Source organism: Alterinioella sp. (assembly GCF_058343375.1).
Genome location: NZ_JBTUJH010000023.1, coordinates 24,180 through 46,548, shown reverse-complemented (window position 1 = coordinate 46,548; position 22,369 = coordinate 24,180). Strand labels below are relative to the sequence as shown.

21 protein-coding genes are annotated in these 22,369 nt (G+C 61.6%); 5 read left to right on the top strand and 16 right to left on the bottom strand.

What is annotated here, in order from left to right; all coding sequences use genetic code 11:
* Positions 1-80: 80 nt before the first annotated feature.
* From ACW8PS_RS04670 to ilvD, 6 genes are all read right to left on the bottom strand, one after another.
* Positions 81-986, bottom strand: a complete 906-nt coding sequence (locus ACW8PS_RS04670; RefSeq protein ID WP_491526132.1) for a LysR family transcriptional regulator — start codon at positions 984-986, stop codon at positions 81-83.
* Positions 987-1,232: 246 nt separating this feature from the next.
* Complete coding sequence (locus ACW8PS_RS04665; protein ID WP_491526131.1) at positions 1,233-3,266, bottom strand: FAD-dependent oxidoreductase; 2,034 nt, start codon at positions 3,264-3,266, stop codon at positions 1,233-1,235.
* Between the two features lie 82 nt (positions 3,267-3,348).
* Positions 3,349-3,726, bottom strand: coding sequence for a hypothetical protein (locus tag ACW8PS_RS04660; protein ID WP_491526129.1), 378 nt, complete (start codon positions 3,724-3,726; stop codon positions 3,349-3,351).
* Positions 3,727-3,739: 13 nt separating this feature from the next.
* Positions 3,740-4,495 carry a DUF6478 family protein gene (locus ACW8PS_RS04655; protein WP_491526128.1) on the bottom strand — a complete coding sequence of 252 codons (756 nt, stop codon included), beginning with the start codon at positions 4,493-4,495 and terminating at the stop codon, positions 3,740-3,742.
* A 58-nt stretch (positions 4,496-4,553) separates the two neighbouring features.
* Complete coding sequence (locus ACW8PS_RS04650) at positions 4,554-5,324, bottom strand: hypothetical protein (RefSeq protein WP_491526127.1); 771 nt, start codon at positions 5,322-5,324, stop codon at positions 4,554-4,556.
* Entirely contained in the window at positions 5,305-7,038 is a 1,734-nt protein-coding gene (ilvD, locus tag ACW8PS_RS04645) for a dihydroxy-acid dehydratase (RefSeq protein WP_491526159.1), read from the bottom strand. Before ilvD ends, ACW8PS_RS04650 begins: the two co-directional genes overlap by 20 nt.
* 126 nt (positions 7,039-7,164) lie before the next feature.
* Here ilvD and ACW8PS_RS04640 point away from each other — a divergent pair, with 126 nt between their 5' ends.
* From ACW8PS_RS04640 to ACW8PS_RS04630, 3 genes are all read left to right on the top strand, one after another.
* The gene (locus tag ACW8PS_RS04640) at positions 7,165-8,055 is read left to right on the top strand and encodes a CPBP family intramembrane glutamic endopeptidase (RefSeq protein ID WP_491526126.1); all 891 of its coding nucleotides are present in this window, start codon (positions 7,165-7,167) and stop codon (positions 8,053-8,055) included.
* Between the two features lie 74 nt (positions 8,056-8,129).
* The gene (gene accD / locus ACW8PS_RS04635; protein ID WP_491526125.1) at positions 8,130-9,083 is read left to right on the top strand and encodes an acetyl-CoA carboxylase, carboxyltransferase subunit beta; all 954 of its coding nucleotides are present in this window, start codon (positions 8,130-8,132) and stop codon (positions 9,081-9,083) included.
* Positions 9,084-9,115: 32 nt separating this feature from the next.
* The gene (locus tag ACW8PS_RS04630; protein ID WP_491526158.1) at positions 9,116-10,360 is read left to right on the top strand and encodes a bifunctional folylpolyglutamate synthase/dihydrofolate synthase; all 1,245 of its coding nucleotides are present in this window, start codon (positions 9,116-9,118) and stop codon (positions 10,358-10,360) included.
* A gap of 109 nt (positions 10,361-10,469) precedes the next feature.
* Here the strand turns inward: ACW8PS_RS04630 and ACW8PS_RS04625 are convergent, their stop codons facing one another.
* The 7 genes from ACW8PS_RS04625 to ACW8PS_RS04595 form a co-directional block, all read right to left on the bottom strand.
* On the bottom strand, positions 10,470-11,510 hold the full coding sequence (locus ACW8PS_RS04625) for a lipocalin-like domain-containing protein (RefSeq protein ID WP_491526124.1): 1,041 nt from the start codon (positions 11,508-11,510) through the stop codon (positions 10,470-10,472).
* A complete protein-coding gene (locus ACW8PS_RS04620) occupies positions 11,500-13,899 on the bottom strand; it encodes an FtsX-like permease family protein (protein ID WP_491526123.1) in 2,400 nt (799 codons plus the stop codon). The genes ACW8PS_RS04625 and ACW8PS_RS04620 overlap by 11 nt, the downstream gene beginning before the upstream one ends.
* A 1-nt stretch (position 13,900) precedes the next feature.
* Positions 13,901-14,560, bottom strand: a complete 660-nt coding sequence (locus tag ACW8PS_RS04615) for an ABC transporter ATP-binding protein (RefSeq protein ID WP_491526121.1) — start codon at positions 14,558-14,560, stop codon at positions 13,901-13,903.
* A 139-nt stretch (positions 14,561-14,699) separates the two neighbouring features.
* Positions 14,700-15,788: a cell division protein ZapE gene (gene zapE / locus ACW8PS_RS04610; RefSeq protein WP_491526119.1), complete on the bottom strand. Its 1,089-nt coding sequence runs from the start codon at positions 15,786-15,788 to the stop codon at positions 14,700-14,702.
* Positions 15,789-15,973: 185 nt separating this feature from the next.
* Complete coding sequence (locus ACW8PS_RS04605; RefSeq protein ID WP_491526118.1) at positions 15,974-16,597, bottom strand: HAD family hydrolase; 624 nt, start codon at positions 16,595-16,597, stop codon at positions 15,974-15,976.
* On the bottom strand, positions 16,594-17,433 hold the full coding sequence (gene fghA / locus ACW8PS_RS04600) for an S-formylglutathione hydrolase (protein ID WP_491526117.1): 840 nt from the start codon (positions 17,431-17,433) through the stop codon (positions 16,594-16,596). The genes ACW8PS_RS04605 and fghA overlap by 4 nt, the downstream gene beginning before the upstream one ends.
* Before the next feature lie 61 nt (positions 17,434-17,494).
* A complete protein-coding gene (locus ACW8PS_RS04595; protein ID WP_491526116.1) occupies positions 17,495-18,427 on the bottom strand; it encodes an AEC family transporter in 933 nt (310 codons plus the stop codon).
* Positions 18,428-18,535: 108 nt separating this feature from the next.
* On the opposite strand from ACW8PS_RS04595, the gene ACW8PS_RS04590 reads away from it, so the two are divergent.
* A complete protein-coding gene (locus ACW8PS_RS04590) occupies positions 18,536-19,174 on the top strand; it encodes a TetR/AcrR family transcriptional regulator (protein ID WP_491526115.1) in 639 nt (212 codons plus the stop codon).
* Here the strand turns inward: ACW8PS_RS04590 and ACW8PS_RS04585 are convergent.
* The 3 genes from ACW8PS_RS04585 to ACW8PS_RS04575 all read right to left on the bottom strand — a co-directional run bounded on the left by ACW8PS_RS04585 (position 19,148) and on the right by ACW8PS_RS04575 (position 21,507).
* Positions 19,148-19,858, bottom strand: coding sequence for an NYN domain-containing protein (locus tag ACW8PS_RS04585; protein WP_491526114.1), 711 nt, complete (start codon positions 19,856-19,858; stop codon positions 19,148-19,150). The genes ACW8PS_RS04590 and ACW8PS_RS04585 overlap by 27 nt on opposite strands.
* Positions 19,859-19,924: 66 nt before the next feature.
* Complete coding sequence (locus tag ACW8PS_RS04580) at positions 19,925-20,338, bottom strand: hypothetical protein (RefSeq protein WP_491526113.1); 414 nt, start codon at positions 20,336-20,338, stop codon at positions 19,925-19,927.
* A gap of 56 nt (positions 20,339-20,394) precedes the next feature.
* Positions 20,395-21,507, bottom strand: coding sequence for an S-(hydroxymethyl)glutathione dehydrogenase/class III alcohol dehydrogenase (locus ACW8PS_RS04575; protein WP_491526112.1), 1,113 nt, complete (start codon positions 21,505-21,507; stop codon positions 20,395-20,397).
* 269 nt (positions 21,508-21,776) lie between these two features.
* On the opposite strand from ACW8PS_RS04575, the gene rimP reads away from it, so the two are divergent.
* The gene (rimP, locus tag ACW8PS_RS04570; RefSeq protein WP_491526111.1) at positions 21,777-22,367 is read left to right on the top strand and encodes a ribosome maturation factor RimP; all 591 of its coding nucleotides are present in this window, start codon (positions 21,777-21,779) and stop codon (positions 22,365-22,367) included.
* The last annotated feature ends 2 nt before the right edge of the window (positions 22,368-22,369 follow it).

Here is a 22,369-nt window from a genome sequence, read left to right as displayed (position 1 = left end):
CAATGATCACGATCGGCGCTCTGAGGTGCCCCGCGACGGACATGCGCGGGGGGGGCATGAAATAACGAATTTTCAGAAGCTCACCACTCATCCGGCCCTTTGTTGCGGAACTTTTCGACCAGGAAGTCGATGAAGGCGCGAACCTTGGGCTGCGTGTAGCGGCCCGGCGGATAGACGGCATAGATGCCCTGCGTTTCAACCGGCAGATCGGGGATGGCATCCTCGAGCAGGCCGTCGCGCAGATAATCGGCATATAGAAAGGCCGGCAGATAGGCGATGCCGAGCCCACCCACGGCGGCATTCAGCAGCGACTGGCCGTCATTCACGGTCAGCGACCCGGCGGTGCGGACCTGGCGTTTTTCACCCGACGGTGCGGTTATTTTCCACACATTGCCCGCCGCCTGATTGGAATAATGCAGCAATTTGTGATCATTCAGATCGTCGATTTTCAGCGGTCGGCCAAACTGCCGGAAATAATCCGGGCTTGCGATCATGCGTTTGGTGGTCTCGGTCAGCTTTCGGGCGCGCAATGAACTGTCTTCCAGCTCGCCGACCCGGATGGCCATGTCGAAACCCTCGCTGATCAACTCGACATAGCGGTTGTTCAGCACCATATTGACGGTGATGTCGGGATAGGAGTTCAGGAAACCGCCCAATATTGGCGACAGGTGATTGACACCAAAATCGGTCGCCACGGATAGCCGCAACATGCCCGATGGGGCCGATTGCATCGCCGTGACCAGCGCGTCGGCTTCGCCGGCATCATTCAGCACCCGGCGGGCGCGGTCATAATAGGCCAACCCGATCTCGGTCGGGCTGACGCGGCGTGTGGTGCGGTTCAGCAGGCGCGCGCCAAGGCGCGTTTCCAGGCTCGATACATGTTTTGACACTGCTGATTTCGAGATGCCCATTTTCCTGGCCGCGTCGGTGAATCCCCCCTGGTCCACAACCGTGGCGAAGGCTTCCATTTCCGTAAGACGGTCCATTGGTTCACCTGCTAATCTGATACTTTCTGACTACAGGTATCGTTTCCAAATGCGGCGCGATTGCGGAGCGCGACAGGCCAAACGCGGGTAATACAAAGGATCGTTAATGGCACGGCGGCGCTGATTGTGGCGAAACCGGCGACAATCAGTCGGTTTCTTGCTGATAGGCGTGGCCTTGGGCGTAAATTGTCGATTTCTTAACCGTTTGAGCCGGGTCGAACGGGAAACGATGCGACAGGATCGGGGTTACAGCTCCGCCGCCAGCCGCGCGCCCTGATCGATGGCGCGTTTGGCATCAAGCTCTGCCGCAACATCCGCGCCGCCGATGACATGCGCCTTGATCCCGGCGGCTTCCAACTGATCGGCAAGGCTTCGGTTGGGCAATTGCCCGGCGCATAGAACAATGGTGTCGGCGTCGATCAATGTCGGCCGTTCACGCGCCGCGCCAAAGCTGACATGCAGGCCGTCGGCGTCGATGCGCTCGTAATTCACCCCCGCGATCATCTGCACCTGCTTCATCTTCAAGGCGGCGCGATGGATCCAGCCGGTGGTTTTGCCCAAGCGTTTGCCCGGTTTCTCAGGTTTGCGCTGCAACAGCGTCACCTGGCGGGCCGGTTTTTCGGGTTGCGGGCCTTCGGGGGCCACGCCGCCACGGTCTGTTTCCGGGTCGCTCACGCCCCATTCGCGTTTCCACAGGGCAATATTCTCGGTCGGGCTGTCGCCGGCATGAACCAGATATTCCGCCACATCAAACCCGATGCCCCCGGCCCCGATCACCGCAACCCGGCCCCCTACCGGGGCCTTGTGCAGCAACACGTCTATATAGGACAGCACATTTGCCCCGTCCTGACCGGGAATACCGGGATCGCGCGGCGTGATGCCGGTGGCGATGATCACCTCATCGAACCCGGCCAGATCCTGTGGCCCGGCTTCCACCCCCAGGCGCAGATCAACCCCCGCCTTGGTCACCATATTGGCGAACCAGTTGACCAGCCCGTGAAATTCCTCTTTGCCCGGGATCTCGCGCGCCATGTTCAACTGCCCGCCGACGCGGGTGGCCTTGTCAAACAGCACCACCTCATGGCCGCGTTCGGCGGCGATGATGGCGGTGGACAGCCCCGCCGCACCGGCCCCGACAATGGCGATGCGTTTCGGCGCGTTGGTCATGTCATAGCGCAGCTCGGTCTCGTGGCAGGCGCGCGGGTTGACCAGGCAGGATGTCAGCTTGCCGCTGAATGTATGATCCAGGCAGGCCTGATTGCAGGCGATGCAGGGCGCGATTTCATCGGCCCGGCCCTGCACGGATTTGTTGACGAAATCCGCATCGGCCAGAAACGGCCGTGCCATCGAGACCATATCGGCGCAACCTTCCGCCAGCACCTCCTCGGCCACATCCGGCATGTTGATCCGGTTCGAGGTGATGACCGGGATGCCGACCTGCCCCATCAGCTTTTTCGTGACCCAGGCAAAGGCCTTGCGCGGCACCGATGTGGCGATGGTCGGAATGCGCGCCTCGTGCCAGCCGATGCCGGTATTGATGATCGTGGCCCCCGCGACCTCGACCGCCTTTGCCAGCAGCACCACTTCGTCAAAACTTGATCCATCCGGGATCAGGTCGATCATCGAAAGCCGGTAGATCAGGATGAAATCCGGCCCCACCGCCGCCCGCACGCGGGCCACCACCTCCAGCGGCAGCCGCATCCGGTTTTCATAGGAACCGCCCCAGCGGTCGCTGCGTTTATTGGTGTGGGTGACCAGAAACTGATTGAGGAAATAGCCCTCGGAGCCCATCACCTCGACGCCGTCATACCCGGCCTCCTGCGCCCGCGTTGCGGCGGTCACGATATCGGCGATCTGTTTTTCGATGCCGGCCTCGTCCAGTTCTTTCGGCACAAAGGGCGAGATCGGGGATTTTATGGCCGAGGCCGAGACACATTCCGGCCCATAGGCATAGCGCCCGGCATGCAGGATCTGCATCGCAATCTTGCCATCCGCGGCATGGACGGCATCGGTAACCACCCGATGATTGGCGATGTCCTGATCGCTGAACAGCCCCGCCGCACCGGGAAACACGCCGCCCTCGCGGTTGGGGGCCATGCCGCCGGTCACGATCAGCGCCACGCCGCCGCGCGCGCGTTCGGCATAAAACGCAGCCACGCGCGGCCAATCCCCGGTTTCCTCGAGCCCGGTATGCATCGACCCCATCAGCACGCGGTTTTTCAGCGTCGTGAAGCCCAGATCGAGCGGGGCCAGAAGATGCGGATATATGGCATGTGTCATGGCTGGTATCCCTTTTGCGGCCAAAATGGCGCGGCCAGACCGGCCTGTCACGCGCGACCCGGCGTCACTGGGATATTTCCGGTCAATCCGCGCCGGTTTCGACACAATGGCGGCGAAAGGCGCGTTTCAGCAGCTCAAGTTCTTCACGCAGCAGCAGCATCTCGCCCCGGATATCCTGTTGCAGCGGTTCGCCCGCCAAAATGGTGATCCGGTCCAGCGCCGCACCATCTGCGGCACTGCGCAGGGTGATCATCTGAACCCCATCCGAAATCGCAGTGGCCGGAATGTCGTAACCGGCCAGATGATGGCCCGGATGGCTGTCCATCTCGCGCAATTCGACATGGCCCAACACCCGGTCCAGATGCACCGCCTCGATCACCGGGGGGGTGCCGGAACAGGCCAGAACACCCTCATAGCGGCCAGCGGTCAGGCGGGTCTTGGTCAGGGTGATCTCAGCCATCTTGGGGACCTCTTTATAAATCGGCACGCGGCGCGCGGGTCAGGGTCAGATCATGCAGCGTGACCTGATTCATGCCCGGATTGTCAAGAATCAGGTCGATCCAGATCTTTTCCACCCGTTTTTCATTGATGTTGGAATAGGCCAGATCAAATTCCGCCAGCCCGCGGTCATCGGTAAATTCCAGCTGGCGCACGATCTGTTCGGTATTTGGGCCGTGCTGCACGTTCAGCCTGGCATAGACCTCGATCGGGTTTTCACGCGACATTTCGGTGCGCAGGGTAAAAAAATGATTGCGCGAAATCTGCCGGAACGCGCCGTCGGGCAAGGTCAGGACCAGTGACAGGAACGACCCGTCAAAGCGGTAGACGTCGATCTGATTGCCATATCCAGATGCCGCGCCGGGCAATGTGTTGCGAAACTGGCGCAGACAGATCTCGGATTGGGCGCAATCGTGAAACAGCGTCACATGTTCCGACAGGTTGCAGGGCGAGGGCACCGCGACAAGGCCCGGCTCATCGCCCGGTGCGCACCAGGGATCGGGCCGCCAGGCCCAATCGCATTGATCGGGGCGCCGGATGCCGCCTTGCGGATCGGGCAGCAGGGCTGTCTCGGCGGCAATGGCCAGTCGGTCCAGGCGGCGGCGCAGCCTTTGCGCGGTGGCGTTCAGCGCAACCAGATCCCCGGCCGGCAGGTTCGGCGCGCGATCTGCCAGGTCGGCCCATTTCTGAACCGATCTGCGTAATATCCGCCGTTCGAGAAACCCGCTCATGCCCCTGCGCTTTCGTGCTTGTGGTTGTTACCCCTGCCGGGTTTTATCCCCGATCTGGTTACCGGCTCATTATTCTCCGAAACAATCCAACATTCCAGAGCGTTCCGTCGCTTGTCTGTGGCGCGGCGGCAGGTGGCGCCACCGGGGCCGCCGGCGGCAACACGGCAAGCGGCGACCGGTCGGTGCCGGTATTGGCCGCAATCACCGCATTCGTGAAGCTTTGCAAGGTTGCCAGACTGTCTTCGGCACCGATCGGCGACGCCTCGGTCTCCAGCACTGTCAGCGTGGCGATGCGCGGCCCGACATCAAGATAGGACCGCCAGTATATCTCGGTCACATCCTCGATCTCGCTGGCACTGGTGTCACGCGCATGCAGAAAATAGACATCGCCCTGAAAAAAACTGTCCAGAATCTCAACGCTGTCGGCATCGCCGCCCCGGCTCAACAATTGCCGCCCGTCATCGGATTGGAAGAACCGGTCCATCTCGGGGATGGATTCGCGCAAGGTCGTGCCAAGACCCGCCTCCGAGACCGAGGCCGTCAGCACGGCTTGCACCTGCGGTTGCGCCTCATTGCGCCGGTTCGAGATCACGGCACAATTTCCCAACAGCACAAAGGCGGTATCGGCGCGGTCATCGGTCGAGGTCGGATCGACACAAAAGCCCTGCGGCCCGGTGATGATGATCTGGTCACTTGTCACCGCAATCTGACGCATCGGCGGCGGGCCCTGAGGGCCCAAATTGCGCAAAGGCCCCAACCCGCCGCAGGCCGTGACCAGCACAGTCAACAACAGCGCCGCAATATTGGCCTTAGAGGTCCATGTAGACATGGCGTTCCTCTTTGGCCCCGGGATGGGTCACGGCACCATAGCGGGCGGAGCCGACAAGCTGGGCGTATTTCCACAGCGCGCCCGAGGTATAAATGGTCTCCTTCGGGCCGGTCCAGGCCGCTTTGCGGGCCGCCAGTTCCTCATCGCTCAGCGCGACCGACAATTCGCCGGTCTTGGCGTTGATGGTGATCATATCGCCGTCTTGCAGCAGACCAATCGGGCCGCAATGCGCCGCTTCCGGACCGACATGGCCGACGCAGAACCCGCGTGTGGCACCGGAAAACCGGCCATCGGTGATCAGCGCCACCTTCTTGCCCATGCCCTGACCCGACAGCGCCGCCGTGGTCGACAGCATCTCGCGCATGCCGGGGCCGCCAGCCGGGCCTTCATTGCGAATCACCAGCACTTCGCCTTCTTTGTAAATGCGCGCCTTGACGGCCTCGAACGCCTCTTCCTCGCATTCAAAAACCCGCGCCGGGCCGGTGAACACCTGTTCTTCGTCGCTCATGCCCGCGACCTTCACGATGGCCCCGTCAGGCGCAAGATTGCCCCTCAGGCCAACAACGCCGCCGGTTTTGGTGATCGGAGTGGCGACCGGATAGATCACCTTGCCATCGGCTTCGCCCTCAATGAGGTCCAGTTCCTCGCCCATTTCGCGCCCCGAGGCTGTCATGCAATCCTCGTGCATCAACCCCGCCTTGCGCAGTTCCTTCATCACCACCGGCACGCCACCGGCCTCAAAAAGGTCGACAGCCACATATTTCCCGCCCGGTTTCAGATCGACAAAATAGGGCGTGTCGCGGAAGATGTCACAGACATCATCAAGGCTGAAATCAATCCCGGCCTCATGCGCGATGGCGGGCAAATGCAGGCCGGCATTGGTTGACCCACCGGTGCAGGCCACAACCCGCGCGGCGTTTTCCAGCGATTTGCGGGTCACGACATCGCGCGCGCGGATGTTTTTCTCCAGCAGGTTCATCACCGCCGCACCAGACGCCGTGCCATAGGCATCGCGGCTTTCATAAGGGGCGGGCGCGCCCGAGGAATTCATCAGGGCAAGGCCGATCGCCTCGGATACGCAGGCCATGGTGTTGGCGGTAAACTGGCCGCCGCAAGCCCCGGCCGACGGACAGGCAACCTTTTCGAGCGCCGTCAGGTCCTCGGCCGAGTTCTGGCCCGCCTGGTAACGGCCCACCGCCTCGAACACGTCCTGCACGGTCACATCGCGGCCCTGAAAGCGCCCCGGCAGGATCGACCCGCCATACATGAAGACCGATGGCACATTGAGCCGCACCATCGCCATCATCATTCCGGGCAAGGATTTGTCACAGCCCGCAAGCCCGACCAGCGCATCATAGCAATGGCCGCGCATCGTCAACTCGACCGTGTCGGTGATCGCATCACGCGACGCCAGCGAGGACCGCATCCCCTCATGCCCCATCGCGATGCCGTCGGTGACGGTGATGGTGGTAAATTCACGCGGGGTGCCATTGGCCTGCTTAACGCCCATTTTTACCGATTGCGCCTGACGACCCAGCGCGATGTTGCACGGTGCCGCCTCGTTCCAGCAGGTGGCAACGCCGACAAAGGGCTGATGCACTTCTTCTTCGCTCAACCCCATTGCATAGAAATACGACCGGTGCGGCGCCCGTTCGGGCCCTTCGGTGGTATGACGGCTGGGAAGGTTCGACTTGTCCATGCGGCCCTTGTGCATCCTGGCACTCCTCATCAGAAAATCCTGGCTGAAAAGAGGAATAGAACGCGGATTCACAGGGCACAAGCGTGATTGCCGCAAAGCGTGATGCGCGATAGGGTCGAAAAAAACAGGCAGGCAGCAGTGATGACCTATATCGCGCATGACACATTCGTCGCCCCGGCGCGGGCGCGGCCCGAACTGTGGCGGCTATCTCTTGGCCTGGTGCTGGTCACGGGTGTCTTTATGGCGTGGTTTGTTGCCATCGTTGCCGTCATCTACCTGGTCTCGGGCCAGGGCGGCGGGCAGCAATGGGTGGCCCGCCTGACCATGGCCGACACGCCAACATCGGTTCTGCTGCTGCTGGCCGCAATTCTGGGGCTTGGGTTTGGCGCGATACTGGCCGCCCGGCTTATCCACGCACGCGGAACTGCGACACTGTTTGGCCGCAGGCAGCGGGTAATCCGACATTTTACCATCGCAGCCATGACCTGCCTGGCAATCCTCGCGGCCTCGATGTTGATCCCCGTCGGATATACGCCAATGCCGGGGCTGGATCTTTCCCTCTGGCTGTCTTTTTTGCCGCTGGCGCTGGTTGCCATCCTGGGGCAGACCGGGGCCGAAGAGGTTCTGTTTCGCGGTTATTTCCAGCAACAACTGGCGGCGCGGTTCAAGTCACCGCTGATCTGGATGGCGGTCCCTTCGGTCATTTTCGGGGCCGCGCATTTTGACCCCGGCGCGCCGCCTGCCCTGGCCTGGCTGGTGGTCGGGGCCGCCACGCTCTTTGGCCTCTGCGCCGCTGATCTGACCGCGCGCACCGGAACTATTGGCGCGGCCTGGGGGTTTCACTTTGCCAATAATGTTACAGCGATTCTGATTTTGGCGCTGAACGGTAACCTTTCGGGTCTGGCGCTTTATGTCACGCCTTTTGGGGCCGACGCGGTTGAAACCCTGCAACCGCTTATCCTGCGCGATATGGCCACCACCCTCGTGATCTACGCCGCGATCCGGTTTGCCCTTGCGCGCAGGAGCGCCTAGGGTCGGCCTGCAATTGCATTTCCTTCCCGCCCGGCCTATCTGGGCGGCATCAGAACCGAAGCGGCAGGCAGGTCATGAACTGGATTACCAACTACGTCCGACCCCGGATCAATTCACTGTTTTCGCGCCGCGAGGTGCCGGAAAACCTGTGGTCGAAATGCAGCGAATGCGGAACCATGCTGTTTCATCGCGAGTTGAGCGATAACCTGAACGTCTGCACCAGTTGCGATCACCACATGCCGTTGACGCCGCGCGACCGGTTTCATGCCTTGTTCGATCAGGGCATTTTTTCCGAAATTCCGGTGCCGGTGCCGGTGCCCGACCCGCTGCATTTCCGGGACCAGAAAAAATATCCCGACCGGATGAAGGCCGCGCAGAAAAAGACCGGCGAGGCCGAGGCAATGCTGGTGGCCCAGGGTCAGATCGGACGCACCGAGATTGTCGCGGCGGCACAGGATTTCAGCTTCATGGGCGGCTCCATGAGCATGTTTGTCGGCAATGCCATCATTGCAGCCGCCGAACGCGCCGTCGAACGCAAGCTGCCTTTCGTGTTGTTTTCCGCCGCCGGTGGCGCCCGCATGCAAGAGGGAATTCTGGGCCTGATGCAAATGCCGCGCACAACGGTTGCGGTGCAGATGCTGAAAGAAGCCGGCCTGCCCTATGTGGTGGTGCTGACGCATCCGACAACCGGCGGTGTCACCGCCTCTTATGCCATGTTGGGTGATGTTCAGATTGCCGAACCCAACGCACTGATCGGATTTGCCGGCGCGCGGGTGATAGAACAAACCATCCGCGAAACCCTGCCCGAAGGCTTCCAGCGCTCGGAATATCTGCTCGATCACGGCATGCTGGACAGGGTGACCCATCGCAAGGATCTCAAGGATGAGCTTGTGGCGATTCTGCGCATGTTGACGCACCAGCCGCCGCCGGTAAAAGGCGATCCGCCCGCGCCGGACCCTGCACCCGATGCCCCGACCGATAAGGAAACGGTGGAAACGGCACCCGACGAGGCGTCTGAGACACCGTGAGCGAAGCCAGATCCGACATCCTCCTTGACCGGATGATGGCGCTGCACCCCAAGATCATCGACCTGACGCTGGACCGGATGGACCGGCTGCTGGCCGCGCTTGGCCACCCCGAACGCGCCCTTCCGCCGGTGATCCATGCCGCGGGCACCAATGGCAAGGGCTCCACCCTTGCGATGATCCGCGCCGGGATTGAGGGCGCCGGGCGCAGGGCTCATGTCTATACCTCGCCGCATCTGGCCCGGTTTCACGAACGTATCCGGCTGGCCGGTGATCTGATTGATGAGGATCTGCTCGGCCGGATGCTGGATGAATGCCTTGCTGCGAACGGCCCCGATACGATCACCTATTTCGAGATTACAACCTGCGCCGCCATCCTGGCCTTTTCCCGCGTTGATGCCGATTTCACCTTGCTGGAGACTGGTTTGGGTGGGCGGCTGGACGCCACCAACGTGGTTGAGACACCGCGTCTGACGGTGATCACACCGATCGACATCGACCATCAGCAATATCTTGGCGACACGCTGCAAGAGATCGCGTTCGAGAAGGCAGGCATCCTGAAACGCGGCGTTCCTTGTGTGGTCGGCCCGCAGGCAGAAGTGGCCATGGAGGTGATCGAGGCCCGCGCCGCCCGGCTTGGTGCCCCGCTTCTGGCCCATGGTCAGCACTGGCATGTCTGGGAGGAACGCGGGCGGCTGGTGTTTCAGGATGAAACCGGGCTGCTCGATCTGCCGATGCCGGCGCTGGTCGGGGCGCATCAGGTGCAGAACGCCGGGGCTGCGCTGGCGGCTCTGCGCGCTTTGGGGCTGGATGAACCGGCCTGCGAGGCCGCCATGATCAATGTCACCTGGCCCGCCCGGATGCAGCGACTGGCCTCTGGTCCGCTGGTTGATCTGGCCAACCAAGTCGGGTCAGACCTGTGGCTGGATGGCGGCCATAACCCAGCCGCCGCCGCCGCCATCGTCGAATCGCTGTCGCGCCTGCCGACCCGGCCCACGCATCTGATCTGCGGCATGTTGAACACCAAGGATGTGCGCGGGTTCATGCAGGTGCTGGCCGGTGTGGCGGGCAGTCTGCACGCGGTTTCGATTCCCGGCCAAGCCGCCACGCTCAGCGCCGCACAAACCGTCGCCCATGCAAGCGCCGCCGGGCTACGCGCGGATACGGCCGAAACCGTGGAGGCCGCGCTGGCCGCCATCCTTGCGGAACAACCCGGCGCGCGGGTGCTGATTTGCGGCTCGCTTTATCTGGCCGGAGTGGTCTTGCAGGAAAACGGCTGACCAAACCTGCAAGCAGCGCACCACCGCCCGCCAATGCCGCGATTCATATGCGCCCATCGCGTATGCACAGCTTGTGCACAGCTTGTGGCACCCTGCGAAAGGCCCAAACCTAATACCCGGTCATCTCCAGATAGCCGCGCCCTGCATGGCTGCCGGTAAACGAAATCGGCCCCTCCCAATAGGCAATGCTCAGATCCATCCAGGCTTGCGGGTTCAGCGGCACGGTCTCGATATCCACCCCGCGTTCGGGCAGTTCAAACCGCCAGGACACCGGCACATCGCGCCCGGCAACTTCGGCCCATTCCAACGGTGTCAGACGGATCGCGCCATCACCGTAGGGCGTGACGCTGCCATCCGGGTCAATCCAGGTGGCGGAGGTAAAAACAGTCTCTGAACCGCGCAATCCGAACCCCATCAGCCGCGCGCCATCACCAAATTGCAACGAAAACCAATCCCACCCGGTTTGCCCCGATGACAGCGGCTGCGACGACCATTCCCGGTCCAGCCAGCCATTGCCGGTTACCGCCACCGGGCCTTCGGGCAGGTTGAGCGTTCCGGTGACGCTGTAGAAGGGTTGCGAGTAATACATGCTCGCCTGGCCCTCGGGCGACTTCACGGAATAGCCCGCTTCCCCATGCAATATGATCGGCCCATCGGCGACCAGATCCAGATCATAAGAAAAATCATCACCGCGCGCGAACAGCGAAAGCCTTTGCAGATCAACCCCTTCGCCCGCCATTTCCCAATCGTCTATATAGGCGATGAATGGATCGGCCGTAACACCGGCCTGCCCGATGCCGCCGCGCGCAAAGCGTTCCGCGCTGTATTGCCTATCGGCGGTGGTCAGCCCGGCATGCCCCAGCCAGATCTGCGCGCTGTCCCATCCCGCGGCCTCCTCGGGCCTGAGAGCGGATCGAAACAGGGTCCATTGCACGCCGAATTGGCGGCCATCCTCAGCCTCCAGCGTTGCGGTCAGATACCACCATTCGACGCGGAAATCAGGATGGGGCCCGTGGTCACGCGGAAAGGTGATCCGAGTGTCGGGATCGGGGTTGGAGAACCCGGTGGCATCGGTTCCCAACCCCGCAAACCCCTGTGTCAGAGCCTGATTTGCCCAGAATAACGCCACCAGAAATACTTTAACGTTCATTGGAAAACACCCTGAGCAACTGCGCCGGCGGCATCCGCAACAGGCTGAGCGCCGGAAGGGCTGCCGCTATGGTGGAAGATAGCATCGCATAACCCAACAGGCGCAGGTATTCGCCGGGGAACAGCATCATCGGCAAACGCCAGCCAAACGCCTCCACATTGACGACGGCCAGCAGCACCCAGGCAAGCGCCAGCCCAACGGGCAGGGCAATGACCCAGGTGATGGCAACGATACCAAGCGTGCGGATCAGTTCGGCCCGGGCCAGCGTGGCGCGGGTCTGGCCAAGCGCCCAAAGCGGCGCGACCTGCGGCAGGCGCATATTTGCAAGGGTCAGAAGGCTCGCCAACAGGGCAAAGCCGGCAACCGCAAGGGTCAGGATGTTCAATGCGCCGGTGACACGAAACGTCTGCTCAAAAACCCGCAGCGCCACCTGTTTCTGGCTGGCTTGATCGCGGATATTGGCGGCGGGCAGGTCGAACCTCTCCAGAACCGCGCGGCGCAACGCGCTGACATCGGCGGTGCCGGTTCGAACCGCTGTGCGGCGTTGATCTATCTGCGAAAAGTTCTGCAGCAGAACCTGCAGCCCGATCATCGCCTGGCCATTGGGGTTGCCGTAATCGGAATAGATCGCACCGATGGGCAGGGTCAGCCCGGGGCGCAGGGTAACGGTGTCACCCAATGACAGGCCGGACCGGCGCGCCATTTGTTCATTGATCATGACAAGCCTGCCATCGGCCAGGCCGTCCCAAGAGCCTGAAACAGTCTCTAACAAGGGCCAATTATCCCTGTAAGTGACATCATCGACAATGCCGAACACCGTGGCGGGCAAGCCGTCGATCCGGGTCTCGGCATGGGCAATGGGCAGAACCGACACCACTTGCGGGGCCAGAAAGGCGCGGATCTGCGCGGCTTCGACCTCGGATCGCGCGGTCACGTAAAGTTCGGACACCAAACGCTGGTTGAGCCATCCGGTAAATGTCAGCCGGAACGACCCCACCATGGTCGAGACCCCGATATTTGCCGCCAGCGCCAGCAGCAGCGCCATCAGCGCCAGCGACAGGCCGGGCAACAATTGCCGCGTATCGGCCAGCATCCATTCCCCAAAAGCGGTGCGCGCCCGACCCTCGGCCAGGCGAAGCACCGGCGTCACAAGGCCCGGCAGCAAAAGCGCCGCGCCGGTCAGCAATGCCCCGAGGCTGAGAAACCCGGCGCTCAGCGATCCGCCATAGGCGGCCAGTCCCGCGCTGGCCAACAGCAAAGCCAGACCCAGGCCCGCCTGCCGCTGAGCCGTGCGCGCCGAGCTGAGCGACCAGGCGCGCGGCTGCGCCGGGGCCAGCAGCGGCATATTCATCAACTTCCAGAAGGATTGCGCGGAGGAAACCCAGGCCCCAAGCACCGCGATGGCCAGACCAAGAACCGCCCAAAGCGGCCGGAACGACAACACACCGCTGATTTCGGCACCGTAAAGGCTGCGCAAAGTGCCCGCGACATCGGGCAAAAGCGCGGCCGCGATGACATAGCCAAGCACAACGCCGGCCCCCCCTGCGATCAGCGCAATCAGGGTCACCTCAACCGCCAGGGCGACAAAAAGCCGGCGCAAAGGCACGCCGATGGCGCGAAGGGTGCGAAACACCGGGCGGCGCTGCTCAAAGGCGAGGCCAATGGAGGCATGGACGATGAACAGACCAACGGCGAAGGACAGAAAGCCGAAAGCCGACAGGTTGAGGTGGAAACTGTCGGTGAGCCGGGACAGGTCATCGCGGGCGCGGGGGGCCTCCAGCCGCAGATTGGTCAAATCCGCAAGCTGTGGCAGGCCGGCGGGTTGATCGGGCGCGACGGTCAGGAATGAAAGGGACTGACGGTTCAGCAGCCGCGCGGCGGTGCCGATATCGGTGATCATCAGACCGGGGGCGACGGCGCTGTTTTCGATGATGTCGGGGAACGCTTCGGGCAAGTCGGGCAGGATTGTGTCGGGGGCGACGAAGATCAGCCCGGGCGCGCCGAAGAAATCCGCGATATCGGCCTCGGGCCCGAAGGCCCCCTGTGGCAGGGATTGAAGCGGCGCGGTCAGCGGATCGACACCGATCATGCGCCAAATGTCCTGGCCGATGGTCAGCCCGCCCTCCATCACCGGCGAGACCTGCCAGCCGGCGCGGCGCAGTAAAACATAGTCTGCAACAGGGATTTCGGCCCCTTCGGGATGCACCAGCCGCGCCAATTGATTGGCCCCAAGCGTGTCCGCGGCACGGGCATAGCTTTGCCGGGCCTCTTCATTGATCGCCTGCACCCCGGACCACAGCGCGGTGGCCAGCGCCAAACCCAGAACCAGCGTGCCCAACTGACCGGGGTGGCGACGCCAATGGGATAAAAACGTCTCTAACACAAGCATTTCAGCAGGTTTCCAAATGGCCGTGGCGCAGATGAATGCGCCGGGCAAAACCTGCGGCCAACCGGTGTGAGTGGGTGGCCATTACCAATGCCGCGCCGGATTCCGCCACAAGTTCATGCATCAGGGCCATCACGGTATCACCGGTTCGTTCATCAAGATTGCCAGTGGGTTCATCGACCAGCACAAGCCGCGGGTTGTTGGCCAGCGTCCGCCCGATGGCGACCCGCTGCTGCTGCCCGCCAGAGAGCTGTTCGGGATAGCGGTTTTCCAGCCCCGACAGGCCGAGCCGCGCGACCAGGCGCGCGACATGGGCCGCATCATGATTGCCTGCCAGCCGCGCCTGAAGCGCCAGATTCTGCGCCACGGTCAGAGACGGCACAAGATTGAACTTCTGAAACACCAGCCCGATCCGGCTGCGTCGGACCGCCGCCCGCCCGGCATCGGTCATTGCCAACAGATCCTGCCCCTCAAAGAAGATCTGCCCGCTATCGGCATCATCCAGCCCCGCCATGAGATGCAGAAGCGTGCTTTTCCCCGACCCGCTTTCCCCCGTCAGCACCAAGGCGTCACCGGGCGCGACTGACAGCGAAATATCGCACAAGACGGGCACGCGGCCCTCTGCGGTGTCAAAGCTCTTGGAAAGATTCAGGATATCGAGCACGTGTGGGGGTCCGCAGGCTTGGCTTGGGGGAACAGGAACAGATTTCGGGCGATCCGGATTGGATTGAAGTTGATCCTGCCCGGGGCACAAGCGCAAGGTCACAATATCGCCTGTTCAGATCCGATCGGCACATAGCGGCCTATTCGGTGGCCCAATCCGCGCTCTGCATTTCGCGCAGCCGCGACGCGGTGCGTTCAAACTCGAAACTGCCCGATCCTTCGCAATAGAGCCGTTCCGGACTATCCTCGGCCGAGATGATGACCCGCGTCTGCGCCTCGTAAAGCGCATCAATCAGCGTGACAAAGCGTTTCGCTTCATTGAATTTGGAGCTGTCCAGCCGCGGCACGTTTTCCAGCACCAGCAGTTTTACCGCCCCCGCCAATGCCAGATAATCGGCCGGGCCGAGCGGGCGACCGCAAAGATCCCAGAAATCGATCCGCGCCATCCCGGCCCAGTATTTCGGCAGATGCACCTCGCGGCCTTTGACCTCCAGCACCAGTTCTTCGCTTTTTCCGCCGGTCAGATCTTTCCAGATCTCATCAATCGCCGCGCGGGCGGCAGCGTTGGCGGGTGTGAAATAGGTCTGCGCACCTGCCAGCCGGTCCTGCCGGTAATCGGTCAGGGCGGCAATCTCAACCACGCTCAGCTTTTCCTTCAGAAGCGCGATAAAGGGCAGGAACAGCTGCCGGTTCAGCCCGTCCTTATACAGATCATCGGGCGGACGGTTCGAGGTCGCCACGATCACCACGCCTTGCTGAAACAGCATTTCAAACAGGCGGCCCACGATCATCGCATCGGTGATATCGGTGATCTGCATTTCGTCGAAACACAAAAGCCGCAGGTCTTTCGCCACCGCATCGGCCACCGGTTTCAGCGCATCATCGACGCCGGTTTTGCGTGCCTCATGCAGACCGGCATGGATCTCCTGCATGAAGGCATGGAAATGCACCCGGCGTTTCTGGGCGATGGCTGCATGCGCATAAAACAGGTCCATCAGCATGGATTTGCCGCGCCCGACACCGCCCCACAGGTAAACGCCGCGAACGCCTTCGGGGATCACCGGCTTGAAGAACCGGCCGAGCAGACCCTTTGGCGGCTGCACGGGGCGGTCTTCCAGTGTTTCGCGCAGCGCCTCCAGCACCAGCAACACCTCGCGCTGGCCGGGGTCGGGGCGCAACAGGCCTTCGGCCACGCGGGTGTCATAGATCGCCTGAAGATGCTGTCCCATGCAGGGGGTGGTAACGCGAACCCGTGCCCCTGTGCCACCAGAAACCTGATCTTGCGGGTCGCAAGGCCCCGTTCAGCAGACCCGGAGCGCGCCCTGCGACATGGTCAAAGGATTTCCCTCGGCGGCCCCGGCTGCGCATGGCAGGGACGGCGGCGGCAAGCGGACGATCATGCGGATCCCGCCGGTCACGGGCGGGCCTCCTCCTTGGTCAACAGCCGCTCTGAAATCAGCCGTTGGGCCCAGTTTTGCGGCCCGTCAAACAGATGCGTCTGCCAGCCGCGCGCCTTTGCTGCTGCGATATTGTCTGCCCTGTCATCCGCAAATAACAGATCACCTGGTGCGATGCCGCTGGTTCGCTCGACATGGGCGTAAATCGCGGGGTCGGGTTTGGCCATCCGCAATTGGCCCGAGATATAGAGCCGGTCAAAGGCGTTGAGAAAATCATATTGGGTCTGGGCATAGGCAAAGTTCTCGACGCCGAAATTCGACAAGGCAAAGACCGGAACGCCGCCGGCTTGCAGCCGCCCCATCAGGGCCACGGAATGCGGGATGGCGGGCTGTGCAAGTTCGATCCAGCGATCATGCCACATGCGGATCTCGTCGCGGAATTCTGGATAGGCCTCGGCCGTTTCATAGATCACGTCGCGGAATGGTTCACCCCGATCGACCCGGTCATTCATCGCGTGCAGATCGACCGCGGCGAACATCCGGTGGCGCCGTGCCGTGCCTATTTCGCGATCATAGAACCGTTCCGGCTGCCATTCGATCAGCACATTGCCGATATCAAAGACAACCGCCACGATGGTCAATCCGTGACCCCATACAGCGCCTCGGCATGAAACGAGATGTGATCCTCGATAAAGCTGGAGATGAAGAAATAGGAATGGTCATAGCCCGGTTGCAGGCGCAAGGTGGCGTGTTGCCGGCGTTCCGCGATGGCCTGCGCCAGGGCCTCGGTCTTCAGCAGATCGCCAAACTGATCGGCGGTGCCGGTGTCAATCAGAACCGGGCCGGGAAAGCCGCGTTCGCGCATCAGAACCGTGGCGTCATGCGCTGCCCAATCGGCCTCGTTTTCGCCCAGATAGGCGGTGAATTGTTTGCGGCCCCAATCGCTGTCGGTCGGGTTGCAGATGGGCGCAAAGGCAGACACGCTGGCGAAGCGGTCGGGCAGTGACATGGCAATTGTCAGGGCACCATGACCACCCATGGAATGGCCAGTGATGCCCTGGCGGGCCGGGTCCAGCGCGAATCGGTCGAATATCTGGTTCGGCAGATCCACGGTAATGTAATCCCACATCTGGAAATGCTCGGCCCAGGGGTCTTGCGTGGCATTGACATAGAACCCGGCACCCTGGCCCAGATCGTAAGCCTCGTCATTGGCCACGCCTGCGCCGCGCGGCGAAGTATCGGGAAAGACCAGAGCGATGCCCTGTTCCGCGGCCCAGAGCTGCGCGCCGGCTTTGACCATCGCATTTTCATGGGTGCAGGTCAGGCCCGACAGAAACCACAAAACCGGCACCGGCATGTCGGCGGCTTCCTCAGGCAGGAACAACCCGAAGGTCATGTCGGTTGCGGTTGCACTGGAAGCATGGCGATATACGCCCTGGGTGCCGCCGAAGCAACGATTTTCAGAAAGAGTTTCCATGCATGTTCTCCTGTCTCGATCGGTCTCAGGCCTATCGCGCGGGGCCGGAGGCGGCAAGCCTTCACAACAAGGGTGTGACCCAGCCAATCACAAGCGAGACCGTAACGATGGACAGCGCCGTTGAAATCAGAATCGAGGCTGAAACGCGCTGTGGGGCAACGCCGTAATGTTGCGCCAGGATATAGACGTTGCCCGCAACCGGCAGGGATGCGGCGGCAATCATGACCCCGGCATCGAAGGCGGCTACCGGGAACAGCACCAGCGCCGCAAAGGCCACCGCCGCCGGGTGCAGCAGCAATTTGCAAAAGCTGAGCCATGCCGCGACCGTCATGCGTTCTGCTGATTTGGTGGCCAATGACGCGCCGATGGCAAACAGCGCGCCGGGCGTGGCAGCGGCCCCCAGAATGATCAGAAATTCATTGGCAACATCTGGAACGGGCACCGACAGGCTGGAAAAAATCAGGCCGAGGCTGATGGCCATGATCATCGGATTTTTGACCAGCCCAAGACTCACCGTTTTCAGCACACCAAGCGACATGCGCCCGTCACGAGACCCTGTGATCAGGATTGTGATCAGGCTGGAAAACACCACGAGGTCGATGGTCAGAACCATCAAAATGGGGCCTGCGGCAGCTTCGCCCATCAAGGCCACCAGCATCGGCACGCCCAGAAACCCGGTATTGCCAATGACCGCGCATTGAGCTTCGACCGCAGCCTCGGCGATCCCGACACGGCGGATCATCGCCACCATGGTGGCCAGCAGATACACAATTCCGCTGCCCAGAAGATAGGCCGCGACAAACCACCAATTGAAAATCTCCGAAATCGACAGATTGGCCGCAAAGTTGAACAGCATTGCAGAGAGGGCAAAGTAAAACACGAATTTGGTCAGATAGGCGGTGGCTTCGGCCGTAAAAAACCCGGTCCGACCAGCTTGATAGCCCAAGGCAATCAGCCCAAAGAAGGGCAGGGTTTTCAAAAAGATCTCGATCATTTCCGCAAGGGCTAGGCCATCGCTGCGAGGCTGTCCAGCACCGGCATCGCTTGCGGAACTGAACAGATCAGTCTATTTTTCAGGCTCCAACCGAAAAGGACGACCAAGGTGAACGCCCCACTGCGCAAAGGCCGCAAGTTTGACCAGGTTCTGGAGGGTGCCCGCTCGGTCTTCATGCGCGAAGGGTTCGAAGGGGCCAGCGTCGATGAAATTGCCCGCGATGCCGGTGTATCAAAGGCCACGCTTTACAGCTATTTCCCCGATAAGCAGTCGCTTTTTCTGGCCGTTATCACCAGTGATTGCCAGTCACAGGCCAGCAACGCCATGGCGGACGAGATCCTGCAAAAACCCGTGCCCGATGCGATCCACGCCATCGCGCATTCATTCGTGTCGTTTTTTCTGACCGGTTTCGCGCTTCAGATGTTTCGCCTTTGTGTGGCCGAATCAACGCGCTTTCCCGAGCTTGGTAAGGCCTTCTATGAAAGCGGCCCGAAAAATTCCCAGGATCAGATCATCGCCTATCTCGAAAGCCCGCGGGCGCGGGCTGAACTGGATATCAAGGATAGCTATGTCGCCGCCGATCAGTTGCTGCAATTGTGCCGAACCGATCTGTTGCTGAAACTTCTGTTTGGAGTTGCCGATCAGGTCTCGCCCGAGGAGGTCGACCATATCGCATCAGAAGCGGTGGCGACATTTCTGGCCCGGTATCGGCGGCACCCCTCAGTCGAGGCGACGAACCAGAATTGAATTGCCGTCGCCGCGCTTGGTTTCAAGCGTTTTGATTTCTCCCACCAGATCCGACAGTTTGGCCTTGCCATAGGTGCGGGTGTCGAAATCAGGCTTTGCCGCGATGATGGCCTGACCGATGGTGCCCAGATTGACCCAGTCGCTTTCCTGATCAATCGCGTCCATGGCCCGGACAATCAGGTTTCGCGCATCGTTCAACAGCTGCGTGTTCGGTTTGCTGGCCGAACGGTCATTCGGGGCGGGCAGCCCTGACAGGTTTTCGACGAACAGGAACCGTTTGCAGGCATTGCGGAAGGCCTCTGGCGTCTTTTTTTCGCCGATCCCGAACACATCCAGCCCCTGTTCCCGGATGCGGCTGGCCAGCCGGGTGAAATCACTGTCGGAACTGACCAGAACAAAGCCGTCAAAGCGGCCCGAATGCATCAGGTCCATCGCGTCGATCACCAAGGCGATATCGGAGGCGTTCTTGCCGACCGTATTGGCAGGCTGGTGATGTGGCACAATCCCCAGCTCGGCCTGCACAGAGGACCAGCCCTTCATCTGCCCGGACGAGAAATCGCCGTAGATGCGGCGCACGCTGGCCTCGCCAAACCGGGCGATTTCATCAAATACCGGCTTGGCGTGTTTATAGGATGTGTTGTCGGCGTCGATCAAAACGGCAAGCAACGGCATGTCTCGGGTCATTTTTGTTGGGTGCTCGATCAGAGGGAGAAAGGGCAGCGCCACGGCCCGCCGCAGCGCTGCGGCATTTTATTTCGACGGATCCGACGGTCCGGGGGCGGGGGCGGGGGCGGGAACACCGGAGATCTGTTGGTCCCAGATATCCTCCAGCCGTTCAGCAATGGCTTCGCGCGCGTCATTGTCGCCATCCGAGTTGTAGACAATCAGGAAAGGCGCAACCAGACCGGCCTCGATCGGGCACATGAACAAGGCATCGACAACATCGCCGCGCAGATCATAGCCGCCAATGGTCCATTCGCTGCGCCCGGTAAAGCCGTCGCCGCCATAGGTCGCCCGATAGGCATCAACCGTTGCCTCGGCCAACCGCATGCATTCGGCGCGGTCATCCAGCGAACCCAGATCGGTGACCGTCCAGCCTTCGGCACCGGCAGCGCCTGCTGTCAGCGCCAGGCCAAGCCCGGCAATCATCAGGGAATGTTTCATTTCAATCCTCCTGGTTAGAAATAGCGGCCGGTCCGTTCTGGACCGGGGCGCAGGGTTCAATATACCACAACGGCGCGGATGGATTCACCTGAATGCATCAGGTCGAACCCCTTGTTGATGTCATCCAGGCTGAGAACGTGGGTGATCATCGGGTCAATCTCGATCTTGCCATCCATATACCAATCAACGATCCCGGGCAGTTCGGTCCGCCCACGCGCGCCACCAAAGGCCGTTCCTTTCCAGGTCCGGCCGGTGACCAGCTGAAAAGGCCGGGTAGCGATTTCGGCCCCTGCGGGGGCTACGCCGATGATCACCGATTCGCCCCAACCCTTGTGGCTGGCCTCAAGTGCTGTCCGCATCACCTGCACATTGCCGGTGGCGTCAAAGGTGTAATCGGCCCCGCCGCCGGTCAGTTCGACCAGATGGGCAACCAGATCGCCCTCGACCTTGGCCGGGTTCACGAAATCGGTCATGCCGAATCGGGTGGCCATCTCGGCCTTGTCTTCATTCAGATCAACGCCGACAATCTGATCGGCCCCGGCCAGGCGCAGGCCCTGAATGACGTTCAGGCCGATACCGCCCAAACCAAAGACGATGCCGCGGGACCCGATCTCGACCTTGGCCGTGTTGATCACGGCACCGATGCCGGTGGTCACACCGCAGCCGATATAGCAGATCTTGTCGAACGGTGCGTCCTTGCGGACCTTGGCCAGCGCTATTTCGGGCACCACGGTATGGTTCGCAAAAGTCGAGCAGCCCATATAATGATAGATCGGCGTGCCATCGAGCATCGAAAACCGCGTCGTGCCATCGGGCATCAGCCCTTGCCCCTGCGTGGTGCGGATCGACTGGCAGAGGTTGGTCTTTGGGTTCAGACAATACTCGCATTCGCGGCATTCCGGCGTATAGAGCGGGATCACATGATCGCCGGGTTTGAGCGATTCTACCCCCGGCCCGACCTCAAGCACCACGCCCGCACCCTCATGGCCCAATATGGCCGGGAAGATGCCTTCGGGGTCTGCGCCCGAGCGGGTGAATTCATCGGTATGGCAAATACCGGTGGCCTTGATCTCGACCAGAACCTCGCCCGCCCTGGGGCCCTCGAGGTTGACGTCCATCACTTGCAGCGGTTTTCCGGCTTCCAGGGCAACGGCGGCTCGGGTGCGCATCTTCACATCCTCCTGTAACATGTCGCGTTGGGCCAAGCCTGTGGCAAACGCGGCGGCGTTTCAATGGGCCAGTTGCGCGATGCGCCAGAATGTTTCGGGTGAAGTCAGGTATCTGATCGGTATTATTACGCGGGTGACGTGCGGGTGACTTGCGCCCGCTGCTGTTCTCCCCTATATCCCCCTTAACAGCGGCGCGTCGGCCTCCACCCCCAACGCTCCACCGGGAAATATCAACGGGCCGCGCGCCCGTTTTTTTGTGCTTGGAACCCATGTCAGACCTGATCGCCAAAACCGCAATCGACAAACGCCTGGCCGGTATCCTCACCCCCATGATCGAGGGGATGGGGTTCGAACTGGTGCGTATCCGGTTGATGAGCGGCAAGACCCAAACCCTGCAAATCATGGCTGAGCGCCCCGATGGCAGCATCAGCGTGGATGAATGCGGGCAGATATCCGCCGCCATCAGCGCCTTGATGGATGTGGAAGACCCGATCGAAGATAATTACGCGCTGGAAGTGTCCAGCCCCGGCATCGACCGGCCGCTGACCCGGCTGAAGGATTTCGACACCTGGCAGGGCTATGAGGCCAAGCTTGAAACCACCGAAATGATCGACGGACGCCGCCGCTTCAAGGGCGTGCTGGCCGGTGTTGAGGGCGACGAAGTGCTGGTCAATCTCGATACGGACGGCGCGGACCCCATGACCATCGGATTGCAATTCGACTGGCTCAGCGATGCCAAGCTGGTGCTGACCGACGACCTGATTACTGAAATGCTGCGCCAACGCAAGGCCGCCGGCATCATCGACGAAACCCAGTTTGACGAGATCGAAACAGACATGCCCAACGAGGCGGAGGACTGAGA

Bases quoted from the DNA above. Each gene is read 5' to 3' on its own strand.
- zapE (WP_491526119.1), bottom strand. From the start codon at position 15,788: ATGGGACAGCATCTTCAGGCGATCTATGACACCCGCGTGGCCGAAGGC.
- ACW8PS_RS04580 (WP_491526113.1), bottom strand. From the start codon at position 20,338: ATGAAACATTCCCTGATGATTGCCGGGCTTGGCCTGGCGCTGACAGCA.
- ACW8PS_RS04655 (WP_491526128.1), bottom strand. From the start codon at position 4,495: ATGAGCGGGTTTCTCGAACGGCGGATATTACGCAGATCGGTTCAGAAA.
- ACW8PS_RS04625 (WP_491526124.1), bottom strand. From the start codon at position 11,510: ATGAACGTTAAAGTATTTCTGGTGGCGTTATTCTGGGCAAATCAGGCT.
- ACW8PS_RS04620 (WP_491526123.1), bottom strand. From the start codon at position 13,899: ATGCTTGTGTTAGAGACGTTTTTATCCCATTGGCGTCGCCACCCCGGT.
- ACW8PS_RS04660 (WP_491526129.1), bottom strand. From the start codon at position 3,726: ATGGCTGAGATCACCCTGACCAAGACCCGCCTGACCGCTGGCCGCTAT.
- ACW8PS_RS04640 (WP_491526126.1), top strand. From the start codon at position 7,165: ATGACCTATATCGCGCATGACACATTCGTCGCCCCGGCGCGGGCGCGG.
- ACW8PS_RS04670 (WP_491526132.1), bottom strand. From the start codon at position 986: ATGGACCGTCTTACGGAAATGGAAGCCTTCGCCACGGTTGTGGACCAG.
- ilvD (WP_491526159.1), bottom strand. From the start codon at position 7,038: ATGCACAAGGGCCGCATGGACAAGTCGAACCTTCCCAGCCGTCATACC.
- ACW8PS_RS04630 (WP_491526158.1), top strand. From the start codon at position 9,116: ATGATGGCGCTGCACCCCAAGATCATCGACCTGACGCTGGACCGGATG.
- ACW8PS_RS04595 (WP_491526116.1), bottom strand. From the start codon at position 18,427: ATGATCGAGATCTTTTTGAAAACCCTGCCCTTCTTTGGGCTGATTGCC.
- ACW8PS_RS04650 (WP_491526127.1), bottom strand. From the start codon at position 5,324: ATGTCTACATGGACCTCTAAGGCCAATATTGCGGCGCTGTTGTTGACT.
- fghA (WP_491526117.1), bottom strand. From the start codon at position 17,433: ATGGAAACTCTTTCTGAAAATCGTTGCTTCGGCGGCACCCAGGGCGTA.
- ACW8PS_RS04585 (WP_491526114.1), bottom strand. From the start codon at position 19,858: ATGACCCGAGACATGCCGTTGCTTGCCGTTTTGATCGACGCCGACAAC.
- ACW8PS_RS04665 (WP_491526131.1), bottom strand. From the start codon at position 3,266: ATGACACATGCCATATATCCGCATCTTCTGGCCCCGCTCGATCTGGGC.
- accD (WP_491526125.1), top strand. From the start codon at position 8,130: ATGAACTGGATTACCAACTACGTCCGACCCCGGATCAATTCACTGTTT.
- rimP (WP_491526111.1), top strand. From the start codon at position 21,777: ATGTCAGACCTGATCGCCAAAACCGCAATCGACAAACGCCTGGCCGGT.
- ACW8PS_RS04575 (WP_491526112.1), bottom strand. From the start codon at position 21,507: ATGCGCACCCGAGCCGCCGTTGCCCTGGAAGCCGGAAAACCGCTGCAA.